This window comes from Serratia sp. JSRIV006, assembly GCF_019968685.1.
Classification (GTDB): domain Bacteria; phylum Pseudomonadota; class Gammaproteobacteria; order Enterobacterales; family Enterobacteriaceae; genus Chania; species Chania fonticola_B.
The window spans coordinates 1514045-1538535 of sequence record NZ_CP074137.1; the positions used below are offsets into that span (position 1 = coordinate 1514045).

At 51.0% G+C, this 24491-nt stretch carries 19 protein-coding genes; 12 read left to right on the forward strand and 7 right to left on the reverse strand.

Translation table 11 applies throughout. From position 1 onward, the window contains the following. Positions 1 to 215: 215 nt before the first annotated feature. The 4 genes from KGP16_RS06970 (at position 216) to KGP16_RS06985 (ending at position 6466) form a co-directional block, all read left to right on the forward strand. The gene (locus KGP16_RS06970; RefSeq protein WP_223501068.1) at positions 216 to 1124 is read left to right on the forward strand and encodes a dihydrodipicolinate synthase family protein; all 909 of its coding nucleotides are present in this window, start codon (positions 216 to 218) and stop codon (positions 1122 to 1124) included. 14 nt (positions 1125 to 1138) lie between these two features. After that, positions 1139 to 3106: a YjhG/YagF family D-xylonate dehydratase gene (locus KGP16_RS06975; protein WP_179252196.1), complete on the forward strand. Its 1968-nt coding sequence runs from the start codon at positions 1139 to 1141 to the stop codon at positions 3104 to 3106. Between the two features lie 345 nt (positions 3107 to 3451). Then, positions 3452 to 4834, forward strand: coding sequence for a glycoside-pentoside-hexuronide (GPH):cation symporter (locus KGP16_RS06980; RefSeq protein ID WP_155621805.1), 1383 nt, complete (start codon positions 3452 to 3454; stop codon positions 4832 to 4834). 12 nt (positions 4835 to 4846) lie between these two features. Then, entirely contained in the window at positions 4847 to 6466 is a 1620-nt protein-coding gene (locus KGP16_RS06985; RefSeq protein ID WP_223501069.1) for a glycoside hydrolase family 43 protein, read from the forward strand. A 4-nt stretch (positions 6467 to 6470) separates the two neighbouring features. On the opposite strand, the gene KGP16_RS06990 is transcribed toward KGP16_RS06985, so the two are convergent. Then, positions 6471 to 7229: an IclR family transcriptional regulator gene (locus KGP16_RS06990; RefSeq protein ID WP_179252194.1), complete on the reverse strand. Its 759-nt coding sequence runs from the start codon at positions 7227 to 7229 to the stop codon at positions 6471 to 6473. Positions 7230 to 7595: 366 nt separating this feature from the next. After that, positions 7596 to 8528, reverse strand: a complete 933-nt coding sequence (locus KGP16_RS06995; RefSeq protein WP_059200094.1) for a GGDEF domain-containing protein — start codon at positions 8526 to 8528, stop codon at positions 7596 to 7598. A 668-nt stretch (positions 8529 to 9196) separates the two neighbouring features. Between KGP16_RS06995 and KGP16_RS07000 the strand changes: the two genes are divergently transcribed. The 6 genes from KGP16_RS07000 (at position 9197) to KGP16_RS07025 (ending at position 15704) form a co-directional block, all read left to right on the forward strand. Continuing rightward, entirely contained in the window at positions 9197 to 9577 is a 381-nt protein-coding gene (locus tag KGP16_RS07000; RefSeq protein ID WP_080670578.1) for a helix-turn-helix domain-containing protein, read from the forward strand. 113 nt (positions 9578 to 9690) lie between these two features. After that, complete coding sequence (locus KGP16_RS07005; protein WP_021805396.1) at positions 9691 to 10242, forward strand: fimbrial protein; 552 nt, start codon at positions 9691 to 9693, stop codon at positions 10240 to 10242. Positions 10243 to 10298: 56 nt separating this feature from the next. Further along, positions 10299 to 11000: a fimbria/pilus periplasmic chaperone gene (locus tag KGP16_RS07010; RefSeq protein ID WP_021805395.1), complete on the forward strand. Its 702-nt coding sequence runs from the start codon at positions 10299 to 10301 to the stop codon at positions 10998 to 11000. Between the two features lie 77 nt (positions 11001 to 11077). Then, positions 11078 to 13732 carry a fimbria/pilus outer membrane usher protein gene (locus KGP16_RS07015; protein WP_371822679.1) on the forward strand — a complete coding sequence of 885 codons (2655 nt, stop codon included), beginning with the start codon at positions 11078 to 11080 and terminating at the stop codon, positions 13730 to 13732. Between the two features lie 76 nt (positions 13733 to 13808). Further along, a complete protein-coding gene (locus tag KGP16_RS07020; RefSeq protein ID WP_021805392.1) occupies positions 13809 to 14990 on the forward strand; it encodes a fimbrial protein in 1182 nt (393 codons plus the stop codon). 141 nt (positions 14991 to 15131) lie between these two features. Beyond that, positions 15132 to 15704, forward strand: a complete 573-nt coding sequence (locus tag KGP16_RS07025; protein WP_218519739.1) for a helix-turn-helix transcriptional regulator — start codon at positions 15132 to 15134, stop codon at positions 15702 to 15704. 96 nt (positions 15705 to 15800) lie between these two features. Here KGP16_RS07025 and KGP16_RS07030 read toward each other — a convergent pair whose 3' ends face one another. Continuing rightward, the gene (locus tag KGP16_RS07030; RefSeq protein WP_223501070.1) at positions 15801 to 17252 is read right to left on the reverse strand and encodes a PLP-dependent aminotransferase family protein; all 1452 of its coding nucleotides are present in this window, start codon (positions 17250 to 17252) and stop codon (positions 15801 to 15803) included. Positions 17253 to 17418: 166 nt separating this feature from the next. Between KGP16_RS07030 and KGP16_RS07035 the strand changes: the two genes are divergently transcribed. Continuing rightward, positions 17419 to 17658 carry a DUF1127 domain-containing protein gene (locus KGP16_RS07035; protein ID WP_094981151.1) on the forward strand — a complete coding sequence of 80 codons (240 nt, stop codon included), beginning with the start codon at positions 17419 to 17421 and terminating at the stop codon, positions 17656 to 17658. Between the two features lie 216 nt (positions 17659 to 17874). On the opposite strand, the gene KGP16_RS07040 is transcribed toward KGP16_RS07035, so the two are convergent. The 4 genes from KGP16_RS07040 to KGP16_RS07055 form a co-directional block, all read right to left on the reverse strand. Continuing rightward, positions 17875 to 19206: an exo-beta-N-acetylmuramidase NamZ domain-containing protein gene (locus tag KGP16_RS07040; RefSeq protein ID WP_223501071.1), complete on the reverse strand. Its 1332-nt coding sequence runs from the start codon at positions 19204 to 19206 to the stop codon at positions 17875 to 17877. Between the two features lie 36 nt (positions 19207 to 19242). After that, positions 19243 to 20328, reverse strand: a complete 1086-nt coding sequence (locus tag KGP16_RS07045) for a hypothetical protein (RefSeq protein WP_223501072.1) — start codon at positions 20326 to 20328, stop codon at positions 19243 to 19245. An 18-nt stretch (positions 20329 to 20346) separates the two neighbouring features. Next, positions 20347 to 22212 (reverse strand): glycoside hydrolase family 3 protein, encoded by a 1866-nt coding sequence (locus KGP16_RS07050; protein WP_223501074.1) that lies wholly within the window; start codon positions 22210 to 22212, stop codon positions 20347 to 20349. Positions 22213 to 22491: 279 nt separating this feature from the next. Then, positions 22492 to 23352, reverse strand: a complete 861-nt coding sequence (locus tag KGP16_RS07055; protein WP_059200098.1) for an SIS domain-containing protein — start codon at positions 23350 to 23352, stop codon at positions 22492 to 22494. Positions 23353 to 23580: 228 nt separating this feature from the next. On the opposite strand from KGP16_RS07055, the gene murQ reads away from it, so the two are divergent. Beyond that, a complete protein-coding gene (gene murQ / locus KGP16_RS07060) occupies positions 23581 to 24489 on the forward strand; it encodes an N-acetylmuramic acid 6-phosphate etherase (protein WP_021805385.1) in 909 nt (302 codons plus the stop codon). Positions 24490 to 24491: the final 2 nt, after the last annotated feature.

Sequence of the window (24491 nt, forward strand, 5' to 3'; positions counted from 1 at the left end):
AAAATAGTGGCGTGCTAATTTCTCCCGCCCGGTGGCGCTCGCTTCCGGGCTACAACTTTTGAACTTCGTTTCATCGTTTCGTGATCCAGTCTAAAAAATTGCCTCTTGCTGATTTTTCCCGGTTTACCTCTGCGCGCATCGCGGCATAGTATGAGAGCTAAATTAATGAACGCAGTTCTATAATATAGAACAAAATGCATCAGCAAGGAGATCTCATGCAGCATACCGCGCAGTTCTCGGGGATTATTCCGCCTGTCTCCACCATTTTTCACGCCGATGGCCAATTAGATAAACAGGGCACCGGCGCGCTTATCGACGACATGATTAACGCCGGTGTCGATGGACTGTTCTTTTTAGGCAGCGGAGGCGAGTTCTCCCAGCTCAACGCCGAAGAGCGTAAAGCGATCGCCGAATTTGCCGTTGCTTATGTGGATCGCCGGGTGCCGGTTCTGATGGGGACCGGCGGCACTAACGCACGGGAAACCATTGAACTGAGCCAGCATGCGCAGCGCGCGGGTGCGGATGGCATTGTGGTGATTAACCCGTATTACTGGAAAGTGTCTGAAGAGAACCTGATCCGCTATTACCAGCAGGTGGCGGACAGCGTAACGCTCCCTGTGATCCTCTATAACTTTCCGGCGCTAACCGGTCAGGACTTGACGCCCGCGCTGGTCAAAACGCTGGCCGATTCGCGCGGGAACATCGTGGGTATTAAAGATACCATCGACTCCGTGGCCCATCTGCGCAGCATGATCCAGATCGTGAAGGCGGCGCATCCCCACTTTTCGGTGCTGTGCGGGTTCGACGATCACCTGTTCAACACGTTGCTGCTGGGCGGTGACGGGGCGATCTCGGCAAGCGGAAACTTCGCGCCGCAGGTATCCGTCAAACTGCTGCAGGCATTCCGCGATGGGGATCTGGCTCAGGCCGCCAAATATCACCAGACAATGCTGCAAATTCCGCAGATGTATCAGCTCGATACGCCATTTGTGAACGTGATTAAAGAGGCGATTTCGCTGTGCGGACGACCGGTTTCGACTCATGTGCTACCGCCTGCGAGCCCGCTGGATGAGTCGCGCAAGACGCAACTGAAAGCCCTGCTGCAACAGCTGAAACTCTGCTGAATCGGAAGGATAATATGGCGATAGAGACTATTTTCACCCCGCAGAACGATGCCTTTTATTCGGTCACGACCCATGCGGCCGGCCCGCAGGGCGCGCTGCCGCTGACGCCGCAAATGCTGATGGAATCCCCGAGTGGCAATCTGTTTGGCATGACGCAGAACGCCGGAATGGGTTGGGACGCCAATAAACTCACCGGTAAAGAGGTGCTTATTATTGGTACTCAGGGCGGGATCCGCGCGGGCGATGGTCGCCCGGTGGCGCTCGGGTATCACACCGGACATTGGGAAATCGGCCTGCAAATGCAGGCGGCGGCAAAAGAGATCACCCGTAACGGCGGCATTCCGTTTGCGGCGTTTGTCAGCGATCCTTGCGACGGGCGCTCGCAGGGGACGCACGGGATGTTCGATTCTCTACCGTATCGTAACGACGCCGCTATCGTCTTCCGTCGTCTTATTCGCTCGTTACCCACGCGCCGTGCGGTGATTGGTGTTGCTACCTGCGACAAAGGTCTGCCCGCGACCATGATTGCACTGGCCTCCATGCACCATCTGCCGACCATTCTGGTGCCGGGCGGCGCGACGCTGCCGCCGACGTTTGGCGAAGATGCCGGAAAGGTGCAGACCATTGGCGCGCGCTACGCCAATCATGAACTCTCGTTACAGGAGGCCGCTGAACTGGGCTGTCGCGCCTGTGCATCGCCGGGCGGCGGCTGTCAGTTTTTAGGCACCGCTGGAACCTCTCAGGTGGTGGCCGAAGCGCTCGGGCTGGCGTTGCCGCATTCGGCACTAGCCCCGTCTGGGCAGGATGTATGGTTGGAGATCTCCCGCCAGTCGGCTCGCGCGGTGGCGCAGTTGGACGATCGCGGGATCACCACGCGCGATATCCTCACCGATAAAGCGATTGAAAACGCGATGGTGATCCACGCCGCGTTCGGTGGCTCGACCAACTTGCTGCTGCACATTCCTGCTATCGCCCATGCAGCGGGATGTACGATCCCGGATGTCGACCACTGGACGCGCATCAACCTTAAGGTTCCGCGCTTGGTGAGCGTGTTGCCGAATGGGCCTGACTATCACCCGACAGTGCGTGCGTTCCTCGCGGGCGGCGTGCCGGAAGTGATGCTCCACCTGCGCGATCTCGGCCTGTTGCATCTGGATGCCATGACGGTGACGGGCCAGACGGTAGGGGAAAATCTCGACTGGTGGCAGGCGTCCGAGCGCCGCGAGCGTTTCCGTCAGTGTTTGCGCGAGCAGGACAGTGTCGATCCTGATGATGTCATCCTCCCACCGGAACGGGCCAAAGCCCGCGGGCTGACCTCAACGGTCGCTTTCCCGGTGGGGAATATCGCGCCGGAAGGATCGGTGATCAAGGCGACGGCCATCGATCCGTCTGTGGTGGGCGCAGACGGCGTTTATCGTCATACGGGTCGAGCGCGAGTGTTTGTTTCCGAAGCGCGGGCGATCACGGCCATCAAAAACGGTGAGATCGATAGCGGTGATATCATGGTCGTCATCGGCGGAGGCCCGTCCGGCACCGGGATGGAAGAGACTTACCAGCTGACCTCGGCGTTAAAGCATGTTTCCTGGGGTAAAACAGTTTCGCTGATCACCGACGCACGTTTCTCTGGCGTGTCGACAGGTGCGTGTTTTGGTCACGTGGCCCCCGAGGCGCTGGCTGGCGGGCCGATTGGTAAGCTACGCGATAATGACATCATTGAGTTAGAGGTGGACAGGCTTTCTTTAACTGGCCGGGTGAATTTCATCGGCACAGCCCAACATCCACTGACCTCGGAAGAAGGTGCAGCAGAACTGGCACGTAGAGCACCGCACCCGGAATTACACGCGCATGATTTCTTACCGGACGATACGCGACTGTGGGCCGCTTTGCAGTCGATTAGCGGCGGTACCTGGAAAGGCTGCATTTATGATACCGATAAAATCATAGAGGTTATTAACGCCGGAAAAAAAGCACTTGGCATGTGAATGGTAAAATAAAAACTGCTGCCTGCGATAATGTTTCGCGGGCAGTTTTATTACGCCTATAATATAGCGATATTTACTCGCACATTGTTTTTATAGCCCGCTAAAAATAAAGGCTAAAGCAATATTTAACTTTCAGTAATATAACGACGATTATCACAAAAGCAAAATATCATAATTCATAAACAAGATATGATTATTGCTGGTTTAACGATCGTTTACTTACACTCAATTAACACGAAATAGCCATATCAGCACGCGAGAAAAGGGTGTATTCCTGACGATACATCAGGTATTGCTTTTGCCTGGAACAGGTCCCTGACGTTTGCACATTTCCACTTGGGGGTAATAATGCAATTAACCATGAAAGATAAAATTGGCTACGGGCTGGGTGATACCGCCTGCGGCTTTGTCTGGCAGGCCACCATGTTCCTGCTGGCCTATTTTTATACCGATGTGTTTGGCTTATCCGCTGGCATTATGGGGACACTGTTTTTAGTGTCGCGCATACTCGATGCCGTGACCGATCCGCTGATGGGATTGCTGGTGGACCGCACCCGTACGCGCCACGGCCAGTTCCGCCCATTCCTGTTGTGGGGGGCGATCCCGTTTGGTGTGGTCTGTATGCTGACGTTCTATACGCCGGACTTTTCCGCCAACGGCAAAATCATTTACGCCTGTGTCACCTATATTTTGCTGACGCTGGTATACACCTTTGTCAATGTTCCATACTGCGCCATGCCTGGCGTCATCACGGCCGATCCGAAAGAGCGTCATCAGCTTCAGTCGTGGCGCTTTTTCCTTGCTGCCGCCGGATCGCTGGCGATCAGCGGTATTGCGCTGCCGCTGGTGGGGATCATCGGCAAGGGGAATGAGCAACTGGGCTACTTTGGCGCGATGTTCGTGCTGGGGCTAAGCGGTGTGGTGCTGCTGTACGTCTGCTTCTTTACCACCAAAGAGCGCTACACCTTTGAGGTGCAGCCGGGCTCGTCAGTGTCGAAAGATCTGAAACTGCTGTGGGGCAATAGCCAGTGGCGGATCATGTGTGCATTCAAAATGATGGCGACCTGCTCTAACGTGGTGCGCGGCGGGGCAACGCTCTATTTTGTGAAATACGTGATGGATCACCCGGAGATGGCGACCCAGTTCTTACTCTACGGCAGTATCGCCACCATGTTTGGCTCGCTCTGTTCGTCCCGGTTGTTAGGCCGCTTCGACCGCGTGAAAGCCTTTAAATGGATTATCGTCGCCTACTCCCTAATCAGCCTGCTGATTTTCATCACGCCGGTCGAATACATCGCGCTGATTTTCGCGCTCAACATCCTATTCCTGTTTGTCTTTAATACCACCACGCCGCTGCAATGGCTGATGGCGTCCGACGTCGTGGATTACGAAGAGAGCCGTAGCGGCCGCCGTCTGGACGGGTTGGTGTTCTCCACCTATCTGTTCAGCCTGAAAATCGGCCTGGCGATCGGTGGCGCGGTAGTCGGCTGGATCCTCGCCTATGTGAATTACTCCGCCAGTAGCAGCGTGCAGCCCATTGAAGTGCTGACCACTATCAAGACCCTGTTCTGCGTGGTGCCGGTGGTGCTCTATGTCGGCATGTTCATCATGCTCTCGCTCTACAAACTCAGCGATGACCGCGTTCAGGCCATCAGCAAGCAACTGCTTAAACACCGTGCGGCGCAGGGCGAGGGTCTTCCCACTGCGGCGACGGCGGTATCCCATTAAGAAGGAGGCAATATGTACACCATCACTAACCCGATCCTGAGCGGATTCAACCCGGATCCGTCTCTGTGCCGTCAGGGCGAGGATTACTACATCGCCACGTCCACCTTTGAGTGGTTTCCCGGCGTGCGGATTTATCATTCCCGCGATTTGAAAAATTGGTCGCTGGTCAGCACGCCGCTGGATCGAGTGTCGATGCTGGATATGAAAGGTAATCCCGATTCCGGCGGCATTTGGGCACCCTGTCTTAGCTACGCCGACGGGCAGTTCTGGCTGCTCTATACGGACGTGAAAATCGTCGATTCACCCTGGAAGAATGGCAAGAACTTCCTGGTCACAGCACCCTCCATCGAAGGGCCGTGGAGCGAGCCGATCCCGATGGGCAACGGTGGGTTTGACCCGTCAATGTTCCATGATGACGATGGCCGTAAATACTACATTTACCGCCCGTGGGGGCCGCGCCACCACAGCAATCCGCACAATACGATTGTGATGCAGGAATATTTCCCGCAGACGCAGCGGTTATCGCCTGAGCGCAAAACCCTGTTTACCGGTACGCCACTGTGCTATACGGAAGGCGCGCATCTTTATCGTAAAGAGGGGTGGTATTACCTGGTAGTGGCGGAGGGCGGCACCAGCTATGAGCATGCGGTCGTAGTGTTGCGATCAAAAAACCTCGACGGCCTGTACGAGCTACACCCGGACGTGACAATGATGACCAGCTGGCATCTGCCAGAAAATCCGCTGCAAAAGAGCGGGCATGGCTCGCTGCTGGAGACGCACACCGGCGAGTGGTATATGGCATATCTCACCAGTAGACCACAGCGTTTGCCGGGCGTCCCGCTGCTGGCCTCTGGCGGACGTGGATACTGCCCGCTGGGGCGTGAAACGGGGATCGCGCGCATCATCTGGCGCGACGGCTGGCCGTACGTTGAAGGCGGCAAACATGCGCAGGTTAACGTGCCTGGGCCACAGATGCCAGAGAGTCAAACCGTCCTAACGGCAAACTGGCGCGATGATTTTGAAACATCAACGCTCAACCCGGAGTTGCAAACGTTGCGTATTCCGTTCGACGACTCCCTGGGGTCGCTGAGTGCACGGTCGGGCTTTTTGCGCCTGTACGGCAATGATTCCCTCAACTCGACCTTTACCCAATCCACCGTGGCGCGGCGCTGGCAGCATAATGCCTTTCGTGCCGAGACTCGCATGGAGTTCGCCCCACGACACTTCCAGCAGAGCGCGGGGTTAACCTGCTACTACAACAGCAAAAACTGGAGCTACTGCTTTGTCGATTTCGAGGAAGGGCGGGGCAGAACGCTGAAGGTGATCCAGCTCGATCACAACGTTCCGTCGTGGCCGCTTCACGAGCAGCCGATCCTCGTGCCGGACGACGCGCAGAGTGTGTGGCTGCGCGTTGACGTCGAGAATCTAGTGTATCGCTATAGCTATTCGTTTGATGGTGAGCAGTGGCAGACCGTGAACGTCACCTATGAGGCGTGGAAATTGTCGGATGATTATATCGGCGGCCGCGGATTCTTTACGGGGGCGTTTGTCGGGCTGCACTGCGAAGACATCAGCGGTGACGGTTGCTATGCGGACTTTGATTACTTTAGCTATACGCCTGTCACGGCATAAGCCTTCAGGCCGGGTAGCCCAGCGTTCTTGAGAGCTGCAGCCCGGCCTCTTCCAGCATTCCCCGGAAGCTGGCCAATTCGTCATCATCCACCCGCGAGGTTAAGGTCGACAGACTCAGCGCCGCAATCACGCGGGATTCATGATTCCAAACAGGGACAGATACGCAGCGCACGCCTTGTTCGTTCTCTTCGCTGTCCAGGGCGTAACCTTGCATGCGTGTTTGCGCCAGCGCGGCTAGTAGCGCCTCGTGTGACGTTATCGTCGCTGGAGTGAATGGGGTGTACTGATAGCCTTCGAGCAGCGCGTTGAGATCGGCGTCGTTAAGCCAGGCGATCAACACTTTGCCGATGGCGGTGGCATGGACGGGCAAACGACGGCCAATACGGGAATAGGCAATCGCCGCCAGCTTACCTTCGATCTTCTCTATATAGACGCCTTCACGCCCGTCGAGAATGCCCAGATGGGTGGTCTGCCCGGTGCGTTGCGACAGATCCGTCAGCCAGCTCTTTGCCTTCTGGCGAATATCCATGGAGCTGACCACAAAATGGCCGCGCTCCACGAGCTTCATGCCGAGGCGATATTTGCTGTTTTCGGGGTTCTGATCGATGTAGCCGTGCAGCTGTAGTGTTTTGAGCAGCGAGTGGAGCGTACTTTTGCTCAGCCCCATCTGTTGACTGATGTCAGTGATCTTCAACTCCGTCGCCTGTTCGTTAAACAGGTCGAGGATCTGTAAGGCACGTTCAACAGACTGAATAATAGGCATAATAAAGGACCGTCCACGCTGAAGTTCAGGTAAGAAAGTACCTTTTTTTCGCTGAAAAATCAATCGAGTGGAGGTAGACGCCAAATGGCAACGCCAATTGCCGTTTTTAAAGTTTGTTCCCTCTCCCTGTGGGCTGAGCGATCCCAGGTAGTATGGTCAGTATCCCATGAACATATTACTGTAATTATTTCCTAATTTTTTCAATATATTCATCTATTTAACTGTTCCCGGTCTGCCTCTCAGGACCTCCCCATCAAGCCCCGACACGACAGGATCCTTGAAGGTGAACGTAAAACCCCGGTAGCGTTGGCAATATGCCGTGGCTCTCCAGTTCATCTCCATGCCCCACAGATTTTTGTACAGAATCTAAAGGCTGAAAAACTGATCTTTGCCCCGGGCTTTAGCTACGTAAAGCGCTTTATCGGCATGTGTCAGTAGTACGTTAGGCGAGGGCAGTTGGCCAAATGTATGAACTGAAAAACCGATGCTTATAGTCAAGTACCCAGTGCTGGATGCGGAGTGCGGTATTCTCAAATCCCGTACGAGTTGGCATAGCGTCTGCACATACAGCGTTGCCTGGTCTTTGGTCATCCCATTGGAGAGAATGACAAATTCTTCGCCGCCATACCTGGCTACAAAATCAGACCCCCGCTTGAAAGACTGACTCAAGCAATCAGCGACACGTATTAGCGCTGCATCGCCTGCCTGATGCCCATAAATATCATTGAATGATTTGAAGTGATCGACATCAATCATGGCGAGCATCAATGAGTCACCATTACGGATGGCAATTTTGCATTGAATGTCGAACTGCGTATCAAAAAAGCGACGATTATAAATCCCGGTGAGTCCATCCTTTATGGAGAGTTGCTCGAAGTGTATTTTCATTTCCTCGAGGGACCGATGCTCATCACGAAGCTGTTGCTGAATTATCATTCTTGGTGTTACGTCTTTTTGGATCCCGATAAAATTGGTTACAGCCCCACTCTCATCATGAATTGGCGATATGCTTAACTCATTCCAAAACATGGTTCCATCCTTGCGGTAGTTTCGCAAGGTTACCAGACAGTACTCGCCATTTTTAACGGCGTTGCGCACAATCTCCAGCTCTGGCTGTTCCCGATCGTTATTTTGTAGGTATCGGCAGTTGATGTTGGTAATTTCTTCGAAGGAGTAGCCGGTCATTCTCTCGAAAGCCGGGTTTACAAAAATCAAAGGATTGTCGTCTATGGCATTGTCAGAGATGGTGATGCCGTCTCGCGAATCCATAACCGCCTGTTTAAGAATTTCAATCTTCATACCAAGTCCGTTAGTGGGATCGTAGGGAGAACGTTGTTCGTAAACAACGCAACATCAAGAGAACACACGCGATCAAACCAATTTTACAAGTGTAGTCGTTGAGAAAGGTGCATGTCCGTTTTTTGACCTTGTCACAAACGTTCAGATACTGAGATAACGGCTGCTCGGGTCAACGCCCGGCTCTTAATATCCCAGCACAACGGCCGTACGGGGCTAGACAGGATCATGGCCAAACGTAGTCCGTTCATTAACGGGCTATTCAGGCGCCAAAAATTACTGGTCCATCACGGACTGTATAGCGACATGATGCGCAATTTTGCTCATTTTGACGGAGGTGGTGTTAGATAAATCCTAATGATGAAATTGGTGTATCTATATGAATAATATTATAAAATTCAACGCTATGGCAGAAAAATCCGATAAGATTGTACATTCAATATATTTGGCTAATAAAACGGAATAAGTGAAATTGGTTGAAAGATTCATTTTTAAAAATTAAGTAGATATAAACTCTGTTATTCATGGTTTTTTAAAAATAAAATCTCGATTTCCATTTTTAATGGATGGGATTTTCATTATTTAGAATGGATTGTTATACGCCAATTTGCAGCTATAATAGCTCCACATTATGGGTGGTTTTTAAAATCTAAAAATTAGCCGAGATAGTTATGGAAGATAATTTGCATGGATTCCTAATCGATGAAGATATTTACTTCAATGTAAATCACAGAAGGCTGATGTATTTCATCAATGAAGATGAGGAACGCCCATTGTCTTTCAGGCTTGTTCTTTTGAATGAAATGCAAACCCGATTATTAGCATTTTTACTTAAGAATAGAAGAATAGAAGTCATCAGCAAAAATAACATTATGAGAAACGTTTGGGATGAGTTTGGTCTATCATCATCTAATCAACGACTTTGGCAAGAAATTAAAAAGCTAAAAAGCAAGCTGTTATCAATTGGTCTTCGTGATAATCTGATAATCAACGTGCGTGGTATCGGCTACTCTGTAGATAATGAAAGGGTCAAGTCTTTAATTATCGAATGAGTTTCTCCTGTAATTGATAAAGCATATATAGATATATCCATATCACATGGATGACCCCGTCATTCTAATGGACATTAGAATGGTTTAACAACACAAGGTATGTAGGAATATATATGAAAAAGTTAACAATCGTTGCATCTCTCGTCGCTTTATTTGGCTCTGTTGGCCTGGCTCAGGCTGCTTCTACTGGGACTATCACATTCAATGGTGAACTGACGGCAACAACCTGCGACGTTATTGTTGATGGTCAAGCGGCAGACGCAACCGTGAAATTGCCAACCATCGGGATCAACCAATTGACAGCCGCTGCCCAGACCGCAGGACGTACAGGCTTCAACATGGCACTGAGCAATTGCGCAGGTACCTTGCAGACGGTTTCTGCCTTCTTCGAAGCAGGAACTTCTGTTGATCTGGTGACCGGCCACCTGAAAAACATGGGCGGTACGGCGAGTAATGTCAGCCTGCAACTGCGTGACGGCTCAAGCTCCACTCAAGCTGTGATCCAGGCGGGTAACCAGAACCAGAGACTGAATACCACTTATGTTCCATATGACCTGACTGCGGGTACGGCCAACCTGCCATATGCCGTGGAGTACTATGCAGACGGTGCAACCACTGCGGGTACCGTACTGAGTAACGTTGTTTATTCCATTCAGTACAAGTAATACGTTGGTGGGAGGGGAAACCCTCCCCCATTCAGCATGTCAGCAAGGAGCTTATCATGTCGTTTTTTCCCCGGAACACCGCCCATGCCTTCTGTCTGGTAGCCGTAGCCCTGTTTACGACCAGCAGCCTGGCCAGTGTGGTGATCACCGGCACTCGGGTGATCTATCCGTCTGATGCAAAAGAGGTGAGTGTCAAACTCAACAATGTCGGCCCTTCTCCTGTGCTGATACAAAGCTGGATCGATACTGGCGATACCGCGGCCAAACCCGCCGCTATTCAGGTACCTTTTGTGTTAACCCCGCCAATGAACCGTGTGGAACCCAGCAAAGGCCAGACCTTGCGTATCAGCTACACCGGCGGTGCATTGCCGATGGACAGAGAATCGGTATTCTGGCTCAACGTGCTCGAGATACCGGCCAAAAAAATGGCCAAAGCCGAGGATAATTTGTTGCAGATGGCGTTCCGCTCGCGCATCAAGCTGTTCTACCGGCCCGTCGGGTTGGTGGGGAACGCCAATGATGCCGTCAAAGCTGTCACCTGGAGTGCAAAAGGAAATAGCCTTCAGGCCATCAATCCAACCCCTTATCATGTCTCCTTTGCGAGCATTACGGTGAATGGGAAAACGGTGGAAGGTGAGATGGTGGCCCCGCATGGAACACAGACATTTACGTTGCCAGTGAAGGCGGGCAATAACGTGACAGGGAATTTTGTTAATGACTACGGTGCAGTTAATTCTTTCAATGCCATCATTAAATAATAGTTTCGCTGCATAAATACTCTATTCGGCGTGACAGGATTGTCACTATTCAGGAATGAGTTATGAAGGGATGCGTTATGTCAAAAAATTTGCAGTATGGATCCCAGAGAAAATTAACCCCTCTCGCGATGGCTATCTTATCGACGTTTATCGTGGGTGGCGCCAGTGCTGAAAATTCCATTAACCCTCCGACCGAGATCGCAAAAAATCTGGAGTTTGATGCTTCATTCCTGAATGTTGACGATCAGAAGTCAGTGGATCTTAGCCGTTTTGCCAATGGGTCTACGGGATTGCCTGGGGTATATAAAACTGCTTTATACATTAACAATCAACTTGTCAGTAATACCGATATTGAATTCAAGGCACGGGCGGACAAATCTGTGTATCCCTGCCTGACCCGCGAGCTGATTAAAAATATACCATTCAATTATGATAGGCTGCCGGCGGATTTTTTAGGTCCGCAAGGCCAGGGCGAATTATGTATGGATCTGGTGCGTAAACTGCCGGAGTCCAAAGTTAATTATGACAGTAATGAACAGCGTCTGGATATCATGATCCCACAGGCTTACACGCTGAGTACGGCCCGGGGCACCGTGAATCCGGAACTGTGGGACAGTGGTGTACCGGCATTATTGCTGGGCTACAACGTCAATGGTTACACCAGTGAGTCGCATGGTAGCACCTTTAATTCTATGTATGCCGGGGTGAATGCCGGGGTGAACGTCGGGGCCTGGTACCTGCGCCATAACGGCTCTTACACCCGGACGGACAACGGTGAGAGCCAGTACACCAGCCTCAATACTTATCTGCAGCGCGATATTCCGCAGCTCAAGGCGCGCGTGCTGATGGGGCAGTCGAACACCACCGGACAACTGTTCGATACGCTGCCGTTTACCGGCATTCAACTGACGACCGACGATCGGATGTTGCCGGAGTCCCTGCGTGGTTACGCGCCGGATATCCGTGGCATTGCCCGCACCAACGCTCGTGTCACCGTACGCCAGGGGGGGCAGGTGCTGTATGAGACCAACGTTACCCCCGGCGAGTTTCTGATCAACGATCTGTACCCGACCGGGTACGGTGGGGATCTGGTCGTCACCGTGCGTGAGTCAGACGGCACCGAGCAGACTTTCAGCGTGCCGTATGCCTCGGTCGCACAGCTCTTACGCCCAGGTTCATCACGGTATTCGATCACTGCGGGTGAAGTACGCAGCGATAACCTGCGTGAGAAACCTGCGCTTTACCAGGCAACCTACCAGCTTGGATTGACCAACTCGGTTACGGGTTATGGCGGCATGCAAGCCAGCCAGGATTACTATGCGTTGCAACTGGGTGCTGCGGTGGGGACGCCGATAGGGGCCTTGGCCTTTGATGCCACACAGGCACGCACCCATTTGGGTAACGCCACTAATGCGAGTGGCCGGCATCAGCCGGGTAACAGCCTGAGTGGGCAAAGCTATCAGGTGAGTTACAGCAAGCTGATCAGTGAAACCAACAGCAACCTGACGCTGGCGGCATACCGCTTCTCAACCAGTGGCTACATGGACTTTATGACTGCGATGCAGACCCGCGATGCGATAGCGCAGGGGTTCTCGCCGGATTCTATCTGGCGGGCGAAAAATCGCCTGACGGTCACCGCCGCACAAGGATTGCCAGAAAACTGGGGCCAACTGTATGTCAGCGGATCGTTGCAGAACTATTGGAACAAAGACGGTACTGAGAAGCAGTACCAGATGGGTTACAACAACCGATACAAAAACCTGTCGTATGGCCTGAGTATCAACCGCAGTTTCTCCAGTCTGGGTGGGGCACAGACCAACTATCTGCTGAGTTTCAGCCTGCCGTTGGGGCGTAATGATGAAACCCACACGCCTCAGCTACGCATGGATTTATCGCATGACAGCAGTGGGCGTTATGGCGAGCAGGCTACGGTATCCGGTACCGCAGGGCAGGATAACCAGTTTAGCTATGGCGTGACGGCGATGAACGCCAACCAGGGCATGGGTTCCAGTGGGTCGCTGAGCGGTAGTTACCGCAGCTCGGCTACGGCGTTGAGCGGCACGGTCAGCACCGGTAAAGGTTACCAGAGTGCGTCGGCCGGGATGAATGGCACGGTTATTGCGCATGCGGGAGGAGTGACCTTTACGCCTTACAGTTCGGACACCTTTGCCTTGGTGGAAGCTAAAGGAGCCGAAGGGGCCAAGGTCTCCTCGTATCCAGGGGTGAGTGTCGACTCACGTGGCTATGCGGTGGTGCCTTACCTGAACCCATACCAGATGAATGAAGTCAGTATCGATCCGACAGGTACTGCGGCCAATGTGGAGTTGGACAATACCAGTCAGAAAGTGGCGCCGTACTTCGGGGCTGTGGTGAGGCTGAAATACAACACCAAGCAGGGCACGCCAATCCTGGTGATTGCGACCTATCGAGGGGAGCCGGTCCCGTTCGGGGCGGATATTTTTGACAGCACCGGTAATAACGTGGGGTCGGTTGGACAGGGGGGGCAACTGTACGCACGGGTAGCAGAAGACAAGGGACAACTGCGGGTGAAATGGGGCGAAGGTGGTGAGATGCAGTGCACCGTCAGTTATATCTTGCTGCCCATGGTCAAAGGGCAACAACAGAGCCAGATACAGAGATTCACCTCCCCGTGCACTGCGGGTTCCCTCCCCGGTACCCATAAGTCGAAATTGGCCAAGAACAGCACAGAATCGGTCGTTGACAACGGTTAACCGCCGAAGCATCACAACTATTTTTTCTTTCTGACATAGGTCCGGTGGGGCCGGTCAGAAAGAGGGAGAATGACGTATGAAGTTATCGATCAATAACCTGTTAGGTGTGCTGGGGGGAGTTTTTTTAACGACAGCCAGCCCTGCTAACTGGGCCGCTGTGACTGTGACGTTAAACACCGGTGTCCAAACAGTAGTCGTTCCCTTGAGCCCGCCACAGATTTCTGCCGGTGTAGATGTACCGGTGGGGACCGTGCTCTACCAGGCGAGTCTGATTATGAAAGATGGGACTTTTACCATAAAATGGCCAGCGTCGGATGTTGGAAAATACCTTTATTATACTTCCACAGCGTTTGTATCAAATACTCCGCAGCCTTCTGCTAATCTGACAACGGGCCCTTATGCAGGCGGAGTCTATCAAACCGGTATTCCCGGTATCGGCGTGGCAATCTTGAGTGCCTCGGGAACCCCCTTAACAACAACCAAGCGTTATGCAGAGGCGCAGAACCTTCTTGGGTCAGAATTAGGTGGACTACTTATCCAATCAGGTGAGAGCAATATACGAAATATCGCGCTGATTAAAACCGGCCCGCTTACACCCGGAATTTACACTGCCAGTGGTGCCAATTTTCCTACCGTTACGCAGGGTATGGACGTTTCACAAACCAGCCACACTAATGCCGCCGCAACCAGTGGGCTGCCGGTATATAATTGGATTTTCAGTTTTCAAGGGTCAATCACGGTATCAGCGCAAACCTGCACGACGCCGGATGTCGCTGTGACATTGGGAACTTATGCAATCGCTGAGAATTTTAGAGCATTAAATTCAACAACCCCCTGGATCGATGCTTCCATTGCCCTGACTCATTGCCCTAAATTCTACGGTTTTTATAATTCGACTAATGCGCCATTGTTAATGAATTACAATACCGGAGCAGGCACCTCAACGACCTCACTCAATAACACTATTGGTGTGCGATTAACCCCTGCAACGTCCGTTGTGGATTCCGCCAACGGGATTATGGCCATTGATTCGACGGTAGCTGGGGCCGCTTCAGGTGTAGGTATTCAGCTCGGTTGGGGAGAGAGCAGCCAAACGCCGACGCTGTTTAATTTTGCGGCTGAACAAACCGTAACTTTACCTAAGGACGGCACCTCGACGATACGTGTGCCTCTGGCTGCTCGCTATATTCAAACGGCGACAACGCCTACACCGGGCAAAGCGAATGGCAAAGTGACGTTTACCATTAGCTATTATTAACAATAAAAGACGACGCCGAAATAACAAACAGCCCGAGCGTCGTCATCCTTTATAAAAATTAATACTGTTTAGGAGCTTGGCAAACCGTCGGTAAGTGTTTATATCAACGGATTTTACATATAAACCATAAGGACTAATGACATGTCAATGAATATTAAAGTCATTACTGAAAATCACTATTTCTTCATTGGGCTTAAAGCATATCTCCAAAACGATGAAAGAGAAGTGAGCAATATAGACTTCCATGAGTTGAATAGCACCCCAAGAAATAATTTAAAAAGTGACGATGTATACATTTTCTATACATCAAATTATATTAATGAAATATTGCTATTAATTTCAAGCAACCCACTTCCTGGTCGACTGATTGTCATTCCGGTAAATAATAGATCAAACTTCAACATTGCTTTTGAAAAAAATATTTTACTGGATCCCTATGCGAACATTGAAAATATTCTAGATAAGATAACTGAAGATTTTGAGCATGAGAAACCTTCGATAGATTTGCAAAAAGGGAAGTTAACCAAAAGAGAAAAAACCATACTCACTCATACGATTAATGGTATGAATGCCACTTCTATTAGCCAGTTTTTATGTATCTCGATAAAAACAGTCTATACACACCGGCGGAATGCTTTTATTAAGCTTGGGGGGCGAAATATGTTCGAAATATGGCCAGTGAGAAAAGAGGTGCTCAGGATGGCGATTTATTGATATTTACCATCTTGAGTTCCATTTTCGGATCGTTAGCAACGATATGGGCCATCGCCGTGTGGGCCGGTGGCACCAAGCATCCTACTGATAACTGGCTTATTGGTTTTGCTTTTCCGCCGCTATTGCTGGCTGTTCCACCTCCAGCAATTCATAAATCGTGTTTCCTACCTTTTGAATCGCATGCTCAATCTCGCGGGTCATGGGCTTGCTGTAGCTGAGCCGTAGGCAATTGCGGTATTTTCCTGCCGCAGAACTGATAAATCCGACGGCAATCTGTATGCCCTGTGGCAACAAGCAGCGGTTCAGGCGCAGGCTATCGAACCCATACGGCAGCTCTACCCATAACATAAAGCTCCCTTGCGGTCTGCTCAGGCAGGTATTCGGCGGGAAATACTTCATGATCCAACCCGTCATAATGTCACGATTACGCTGATATTGACGGCGCATACGGCGTAAATGCTGGAGGTAATGTCCTTGCTTAATAAATTCAGCCATTGCCAGCTGCGGCAAGGTGGGGACCCGTCCGGCGGAAATATACTTCATATGTAACGCTTTCTCTAAGTAACGCCCTGGAGAAATCCAACCAACCCGCAAACCGGGGGCAACGGTTTTAGAGAAGGAACTACATAGCAATACGCGGCCATCCTCATCGAAGGAGGCAATGGTCGGCGGGCGTGGGTATTGATAAGCCAGCGCACCATACACATCGTCTTCAATAATCGCCACGTCATAGCGCTGCGCCAGCGTCAACAGCGCTTTCTTGCGCTCATTCGGCATGTTGTAACCCAACGGATTATTACAGGTTGGCGTCAGTTGGATGGCTTTAATCGGCCACTGATCCAGCGCCATTTCCAACGCCTCCAGGCTGATCCCCACCACCGGATCGGTGGGGATTTCAATCACCTTCATCCCCATCCCTTTCAGCGTTTGCATCGCGCCATGAAAGCTGGGGGAATCCACCGCCACAATATCGCCAGGTTGGCAAACGGCCCCTAAGGCAATAGCCAGTGCACCATGGCAGCCAGAGGTAATGATGATATTGTTTGCCGATTGATGATTGCCACTGTCCAGCATCAGGCGGGCAATCTGCTCACGTAGCACCGTGGTGCCGTAAATACTGTCGTAATCCAGCACTTCCTCGCTTTGATGCAGGCTGATACGGGCCAGCAAACGGCTGAGTATTTTCAGGCCTGGGCCAGACAGGTCCGGCGTGCCGACGCCCAGATGTAGCACATTGTCTTGCGCGCTGGCCTTCAAAAACTCCAGCGTATTTTCCCACTGAGAGATCTCGACCGGCCTTTGTGCATGGCTGCATAGCGCGGGTAACGCTGGCAGATTTGAGCTACAGCGCACGAAGTATCCCGATTTCGGCCGCGCTTCGATCAGCAGGCACTCTTCGAGCTGCCGATAGGCCTGCTGTACGGTGCTGATACTTACCCCGTGCTCGTCACTCAACACCCGAACGGAAGGTAGCCGCTCTCCGGGCACATACAACCCTTCTTTGATGCGCTGGCTAAGGATATCGGCCAATTGTTGGTAGCGAGTCATGGATATCACCTGATAAAGAGAGAGGGACCAGTACAGATGGCGCTGATTTTTACCATTCAGACTGTTTAGCACATATCTGTATGGAAATAATAGCCTGGCTTTGCATCTGTAATGTTTTTCACCCAAGCATCATGCTAAAGGCTCATCGACTGACGGGGAGCTGATTATGAGTAATGTTATTGAAAATCAAATTGATGGTGGCTGCTTGTCAGCTGAGGGAACAAAAAACAAACGCCGTCATATTTTTGTCCGTTTAGGGTTAAAAGCATACAGATGGGCAAATCGATGGAATGAGCGGCGCAAAGCTGCCAATACGCTAGCAAGGCTGAATAGCGATCAGCTAAAGGATATCGGTCTACGCCGGGATGATATCAAGCGAGACTACAGCCGTCCGTTCTGGCGCTGAGTCAGGGTAAGGTGAGTAGAACATAAGAGGGGGCCATAGAAACCTCATCTCGATGGCATGACGCGCCCATTGAACGGTGACTCACAAAAAAATGGTGGCAAAGACTACCGCCACCAAAAGTCAAAGTCATTGGAAAAGGGAAAGCTTGATAACGTGATAATGGCTGAGTTTGTAAGGGGCGTAACATGCTACGCCCCTTGTGTCATTGCAGGTTCGTTAAGGGTAAAGCTTATATTTCTCCCGCAGTTGCATATAGCTATCCACTTCGGGTTGCCACTGGGCCTCGATGAACTGGACCGTTTCATCAACGGACAGTTTTCTTTCGCTTGCGTCATTGAGCAGCGTAACCAGTTTGCTGGTGCCGGTGAGCTTGGCCAGCCACTGAGGGCGTATCAAGAAGAACTCCTCCTGATAATCCAGGTACTGCGCTTCTTTTGCCGCAGGGATCACCATCTCATAGCCCGCAGTGTTGAATTTGAACCACCAGTCGACCAGGTAACGTATCGTTGGTTTAACCTGGCTGATGTCAGTAGCGGTCAAAATCTCCCCGCACACTTCCTTGCCTGCCTGTGGCCAGCCGGTTTTCTGCTGGTTGATATCCACCTGATAGCAGGTATTGATGTAAAACTGACGCGTAGGAAAACCCAGTTGTTCAAATGGATGGTCTGAACCTCTGCCCATATTGACGCTGGTGGCTTCAAACAGCCCCAAAGAAGGGTAGAGTTGGATAGCCAGATCGCTGCGCAGGTTCGGCGATGGCCGTACTGGCAGTGAATATGGGGTGTCATGCCGGTAGTTAGCCATGCTGATAACCATCAGGTCTTCAGCGGGGAACTGATACTCTTTGATGCCAAAGGCCTGCCAGTTGGTATCATTGAAATTCGTCAGCCAACCCTCGCCGGTGATCATGCGGGCAAACTCCCCCGAGGTGAGCCCGTGCACCATTGGTATTGGATGCATACCAATCCCCGAGATATTTGCCTCCTCAAGAATAGGGCCATACACATGGCTGCCTAGCGGGTTGGGCCGGTCGAATACCATCATTTTCTTATGGTATTTTTGCAGGCTTTCCAGCATGTGGTGCAGGGAAATGGTGTAGGTAAAGAAACGAACGCCCACATCCTGCAGATCGTAGATAACGATATCGACATTGGCTAACTGTGCCTCGGTGGGATGGGCGCGAGACCGCCCATCCTCATCCCGGCCATACAAAGACACGATCGGCAGGCCGCTGTGCTTATCGATATGGTTATCGTCACCCAGCCCGGCATCGGCATTGCCGCGGATACCGTGTTCTACCGAGAATAGTGTGGTCACGGTAAATTGATATTTAGCCTGCTCGGCGAGCAATTTATCGATGGTGTGCCGGCCCTGTTTATTGATTGAGCTTTGGTTAACCATCAGGCCGACGCGCTTATTTTTAAGCAGTGGCCCATAGATTTGTTCCTGATCGACGCCTAGCACTATGCCTGGTACAGCGCTGGCATAGCCAGCGCTGATAGCCAACGACGAGCACAGGAATAATACCGTCAGTAGCAGGTGTCTCATTCCTTGTTTCCCTCCATTAATAGGGGCAAATCCCCGTCAGAAGTTATGCCGCAGTTCCAGCGCCCAGAACCAGAAGTTGTTGCTGGTTTTATCACCGTTCATCCAGGTTTGTTCCGGGCGGTAGTAACTGTCGACAAACAGCGACGTCTGCTTGGTAAACGGATAGATTGCCTGGAAGCCGTAGCGGCTTCGGTCTTTCTCTTTATAAACCGTTTCCTGGTTTCTGGAGTCGCGGAAGCTTTGCGTCCCTTTGGTCAACGCCAGGCGGGTATAAGGCATTAGCATCACGCCACTATCGAACTTGTAACGGTAAATCGCCCACAAGAAATGCTCCTTGTTATACAGCGTATTGACCAGTTGCTCATCGATATACAGATAGTTCAGCCAGAGGGAGTTTTTCTGGTTAAACGTCAGGTTCGCTCCCGCGAAGTGCTCATTGATCTGGCTCCAGTCGCGTTTGTAAACCCCATAATCTCCTTTTGCCCGCGCATAATCCAACTTGCGGTCAATCAGGCGGAAGGAGAGGCTGGCATTAAAGCTCAGGCTATCAGAGTACTTGTAATAGGCTTGCGGACGGATCCAGATCTCGTGCCGTTCCTCGCCCTTGCGGATATCCCCTTTGTATTCCGGTGCTGCCAGCGCTGGGTTGCTGATAGAAGGAAAATGCCAGTTGTCGTTACGATAACCGAGGCGCAATTTGGTGTTGCCACTTTTCCCCGCCAGAGTGAATGGAAACGTTCTGGTGACGCCTGCTTGCCAACGTGTGCGGTCATATTCTGGCGTATTATCCAGATAGGTTTTCAAAAACTGAACGTCATACAGCCATAATGAATCATTCTGGTAAATAAAGGCACCGACATAAGGCGAGGTCGCTACACTCCCGCGGATATATTTCCAGCGATCGTCACTGTCTATCTCCTGCTCGGTACCAATATAGGTATCGAAGCGCCAGGTTTGCTGTTTAAGTTTATCCTGTGCGGCTTGCTTTTCTTTTTCTATTTGCTGAATGCGTTTATTGAGTTTGATGATTTCCTGATTATAATCCGTCTCAGACTCATCAGCCAATACCGGTTGTGCCATGAGAACAGCACTGAAAATCACTAGCCCTGTTAAGATCTTCATGTTTTACCTTCGGAGATATTATAATGCTGTTAATCCGTAACCGCGTGGGTAGAGCACGTTATTATTATCTGGTGTTTTAATATCAACCGGTAATTTACCGTGAGGCGTTGCGAGGCTCTCCCCTGTTGGCCCCTTGAATAGCGTTCTTAAACCACTGCGAATGTTGGTTTCCAGGCTGTTACGGACGTTATTGGTCACATCAAAACCGGTAATACCATAAATCGCAATATTGGCTTTTACGCCCGATAAATAAGCGATGTCATAGGGATTACGCGTTGCAATCACCACCAGAGGGATATTTTGCTTATTGGCGACGTCGATGATTCGTTGGGCGTTGGCCGGGTTGAGCTTCAGGTTGTAGGTGGCCAGGATAACCAACTGTTGATCTTGCAGTTGCTGCTCAATTTCTTCCGTTGTTAATGTGTCCTGATCCAGCTTAACCACCTGATCTTTGACGTTTAAGCCCACTTTCAACTCATTGGCAATCTGAGCTAAATGCTTGTTGATTAGCTCATTGCGCGGGCCTTCGTCCGAAAAGACCATGATGTTGTTTTGTGCTTTAAGCGCATAAGGCAGCACCCGGTCGTTTTTGATCAGCGTAATGGCCTGCTCCGAAATGGCGTTTTCCAGATCCTTGTGCGCCTTGGAGGCGACAATGGTTTCAGCCGTGGCAGCATCATGAGGCGCAGGGGAGATGCGTTTGCTGAGCTTGGTATAAATCACCCGCTGCGCAGAATCTTCAATGCGTCGTTTCAGCACCGGATCTTTTTCCGCTTCTGCCTGCAAATAAGCATACAGTTCGCCGAGTTGTTCAATACTGGCGCTGTCTTTAATCCCTATAGGCATCAAGACAATATCATTACCGGCTAAAATAGCCTGCTTGATGGACCAATGACGGTCAAAATTGCCGGTAATGGCCCCCATGTCCATGGCATCCGTCAGGATCAGCCCATCAAACTTGAGTTGATTACGCAGGGTATCGGTCAAGATTGCTTTGGATAAGGTGGCCGGGGTACCGACTTTCTCTCCCTTGATGTTGGTCAGGAGGGTGCTATCAAGCGCTGGCACCACCACATGGGCGGTCATGATGGCATCGGTATCGGGCATCACGTCGACAAAGGGTTTCAGTTCGGTCTGTTGCCATGAAGCCTTATCCGTGTTGACGCTGGGGAGGGCAAAATGGGTATCCGAGGCGACGTTGCCATGCCCAGGGAAGTGCTTCAGAGAGGTGAGCACCGGATATTGGTGAATACCTTCGATATAGCTGCGAGCTAATTTCCCAACCAGAATCGGATCGTCGGAATAAGAGCGAACGCCGATGACTGGGTTATTCTGGTTGTTATTCACATCCACTACCGGCCCAAAGTTAAAGTTAAACCCAAGGCTGGTTAACTCATAACCATGAATATTCCCAGCCTGTTTGGCTAAATCGGCCACACCGGTAGCCCCCAAGGCCATATTGCCCGGCATCTCGGTGCCCACACGTAGACGAGTAACATATCCGCCTTCCTGATCGGTACTGATAAACAGCGGTAAATTAGTCCGTGCGTGCTGGAAATTATTAATCAACTCAACCGTTTGTGGGGTATTAATCAGGTTTTCACGGAACAGGATCACTGAACCCAAATGATAGTCAGTCATCATTTTACTGACGTGGGTATTCATCTCAATAAAAGGCGTTTTACTTTCGCTACTGTCTTCATCCCAGGAACGAATGTCAACCATCAACATTTGCCCGAGTTTTTCTGCAAAACTCATGTCGACACTGAGCTTTTCAGCCGCGTCTTTGGGGGAAAGCCACATTTCTTTTAGTTGGGCTTCTGGAATAGCGGCCGCGTAGCTTCCGGCACTAAATAAAAAGATGGCCGGTATTATTTTTTTCATGGGATGACTCCGAGGTATCAATTTCCGGCGATTGTACATTCCAAATCAGGTAATAAAGTGATAATTATCACAGTTGATCGATTCGTGTTTGTGATGCGTAAAGGAATAATGCCGGTTTTTTAAACCGGCATTGTATCGACCAGCTTGATTGGTAAAGGGGGCGAGCAAAGAATAACCCTTTAAGGGCAAGAATATCTTGCGGTAATTATTTTAACCCTGTCATAAAAAGTTAAGATAATTCTTGTCATTGTTTTAATGGTATTCGGTTTTTTCTGCTGGTCAGTCGTCCAGATTATTAATGGTCATGCTCGCATTCAGCACCAGAGGTTTGGCTATCTCTTTGCGTCGTTGCATTAACGCCAGGAAAATCAAATCCGTCAGGGTATTCTGTGCGGTTCTGGACGAAATCGAAGAACTCCGCCACTCGTTTTCATCAGAGACACTTTCCAATACATAATCGGCTATTTTGGCTAAAGGATTGTCCTTGCTGCCGGTTATGGCGACCACCGTCGCTCCCTGTGCTTTGGCCATCGAGGCGGCGATATGCATATCTTTCCTGCGGCCACTGAAAGAAATAACGATTTGAACGTCTTTGGGGGTTAGCGCCTGTGCGGTGGCGATCTGGACGTGAAGGTCGGCTTCCACCAGGCTCAGGATACCGATCTTTTGTAATTTGTAGCTCAAATCTTTGGCGGTGAGGCCCGAGCCCCAAATACCCACGATCTGCACGCGTTGAGCGTTATCGATGATATCAACCACCCGTTGGAAAATGGGGAAATCGATCCTTTTTGTCGTCTCTACGATGGCGGTATTTTTCTCATGAGCCAGTTTTTGTGCCACCACCATCAAAGAATCTTCCGACGAGATGGCGTTATGCAAGGCCTTATGCGGAGAGGACTTGAACAGGTTATTTCTGCCCAGCTCCTCACTGATGGCAATTTTCAGTGCGGGGAAGCCTTTCATGCCGATTTTCTGGCTAAACTTGACGATGGCTGACTGGCTGACTCCAGCATCTTCAGCAAACTGGGATGAAGACATGCTCAGGACGGCTTCCGGGTTATCAAGGATATATTTAGCGATTTTTTGCTGGTTTTCGGCCAGGCTTGGCAGCAACCAGGTGATTTCGTTCAGGACTGACATCAACAATATCTCCACTGTGTGTAATAGATTATTCCAGTTCGGGGGCTTTTCATTCCTTTGACTTATTTATTTGAAATTGTTGAAAATTAAAATTTAAATGGCGGTTTTTTTTGCGCTTTATTCCTGCTTTACCTCGCGCCTGGAATCGACTTACCGTGACGATTATCACATTTGCCGAATAAATAATTCCTTAACATTGTCGAAAATCTTAACCCATTGGAAGCCCCTATGAAGATAAATTTAAGCCAGATGGTGACGGAAAGCCGCAACCCGGCCAGTTCGCAAATTGATACGTTGCCCACTCTGGATATGCTCGCCGTGATCAACAGCGAAGACCAAAAAGTGCCGCTGGCGGTAGCTGCTACCTTGCCAGCAATCGCCAGGGTAGTGGATCTGGTGGTAGACGCTTTTGCCTGCGGTGGCCGATTGATTTATTGCGGTGCGGGGACTTCTGGCCGGTTGGGGATCCTGGATGCCAGTGAGTGCCCACCAACATACGGTACACCGCGTGAGCAGGTGGTTGGGCTGATCGCAGGGGGCCATACCGCGATTTTACAGGCGGTAGAAAATGCCGAAGATAATCCGCAAATGGGCGAACAGGATCTGCGTAATCTCGGTTTCAATGCACGTGATGTGCTGGTTGGTATCGCAGCGAGTGGCCGCACCCCTTATGTACTGGGGGCTATGGCGTATGCTCGTAGCGTTGGGGCGACTGCCGTGGCCATCTCATGCAATCCAAATAGCGCAATGAGCCAGGCGGCGGATATCGCCATTGAACCGGTGGTGGGCCCAGAAGTGGTGACGGGGTCGTCGCGCATGAAAGCGGGAACGGCGCAGAAGTTAATTCTGAATATGATCACCACCGGTGCGATGATCCGCAGCGGCAAGGTTTACAGCAACCTGATGGTCGATGTGGAGGCCACCAACGCCAAGCTTATACAGCGCCAGGTTAATATCGTGGTCGAAGCCACGGAGTGCAGCCCGGAAGAGGCGGAAGAGGCACTTAATCAATGTCAGCGCCACTGCAAAACCGCGATTGTCATGATCCTCGGCGGCTTGTCTGCACCTGAGGCCAGCGCGGTTTTGAGTAAAAACAAAGGATTTATCCGTCAAGCACTGCAAGGGATACAGGCATAACC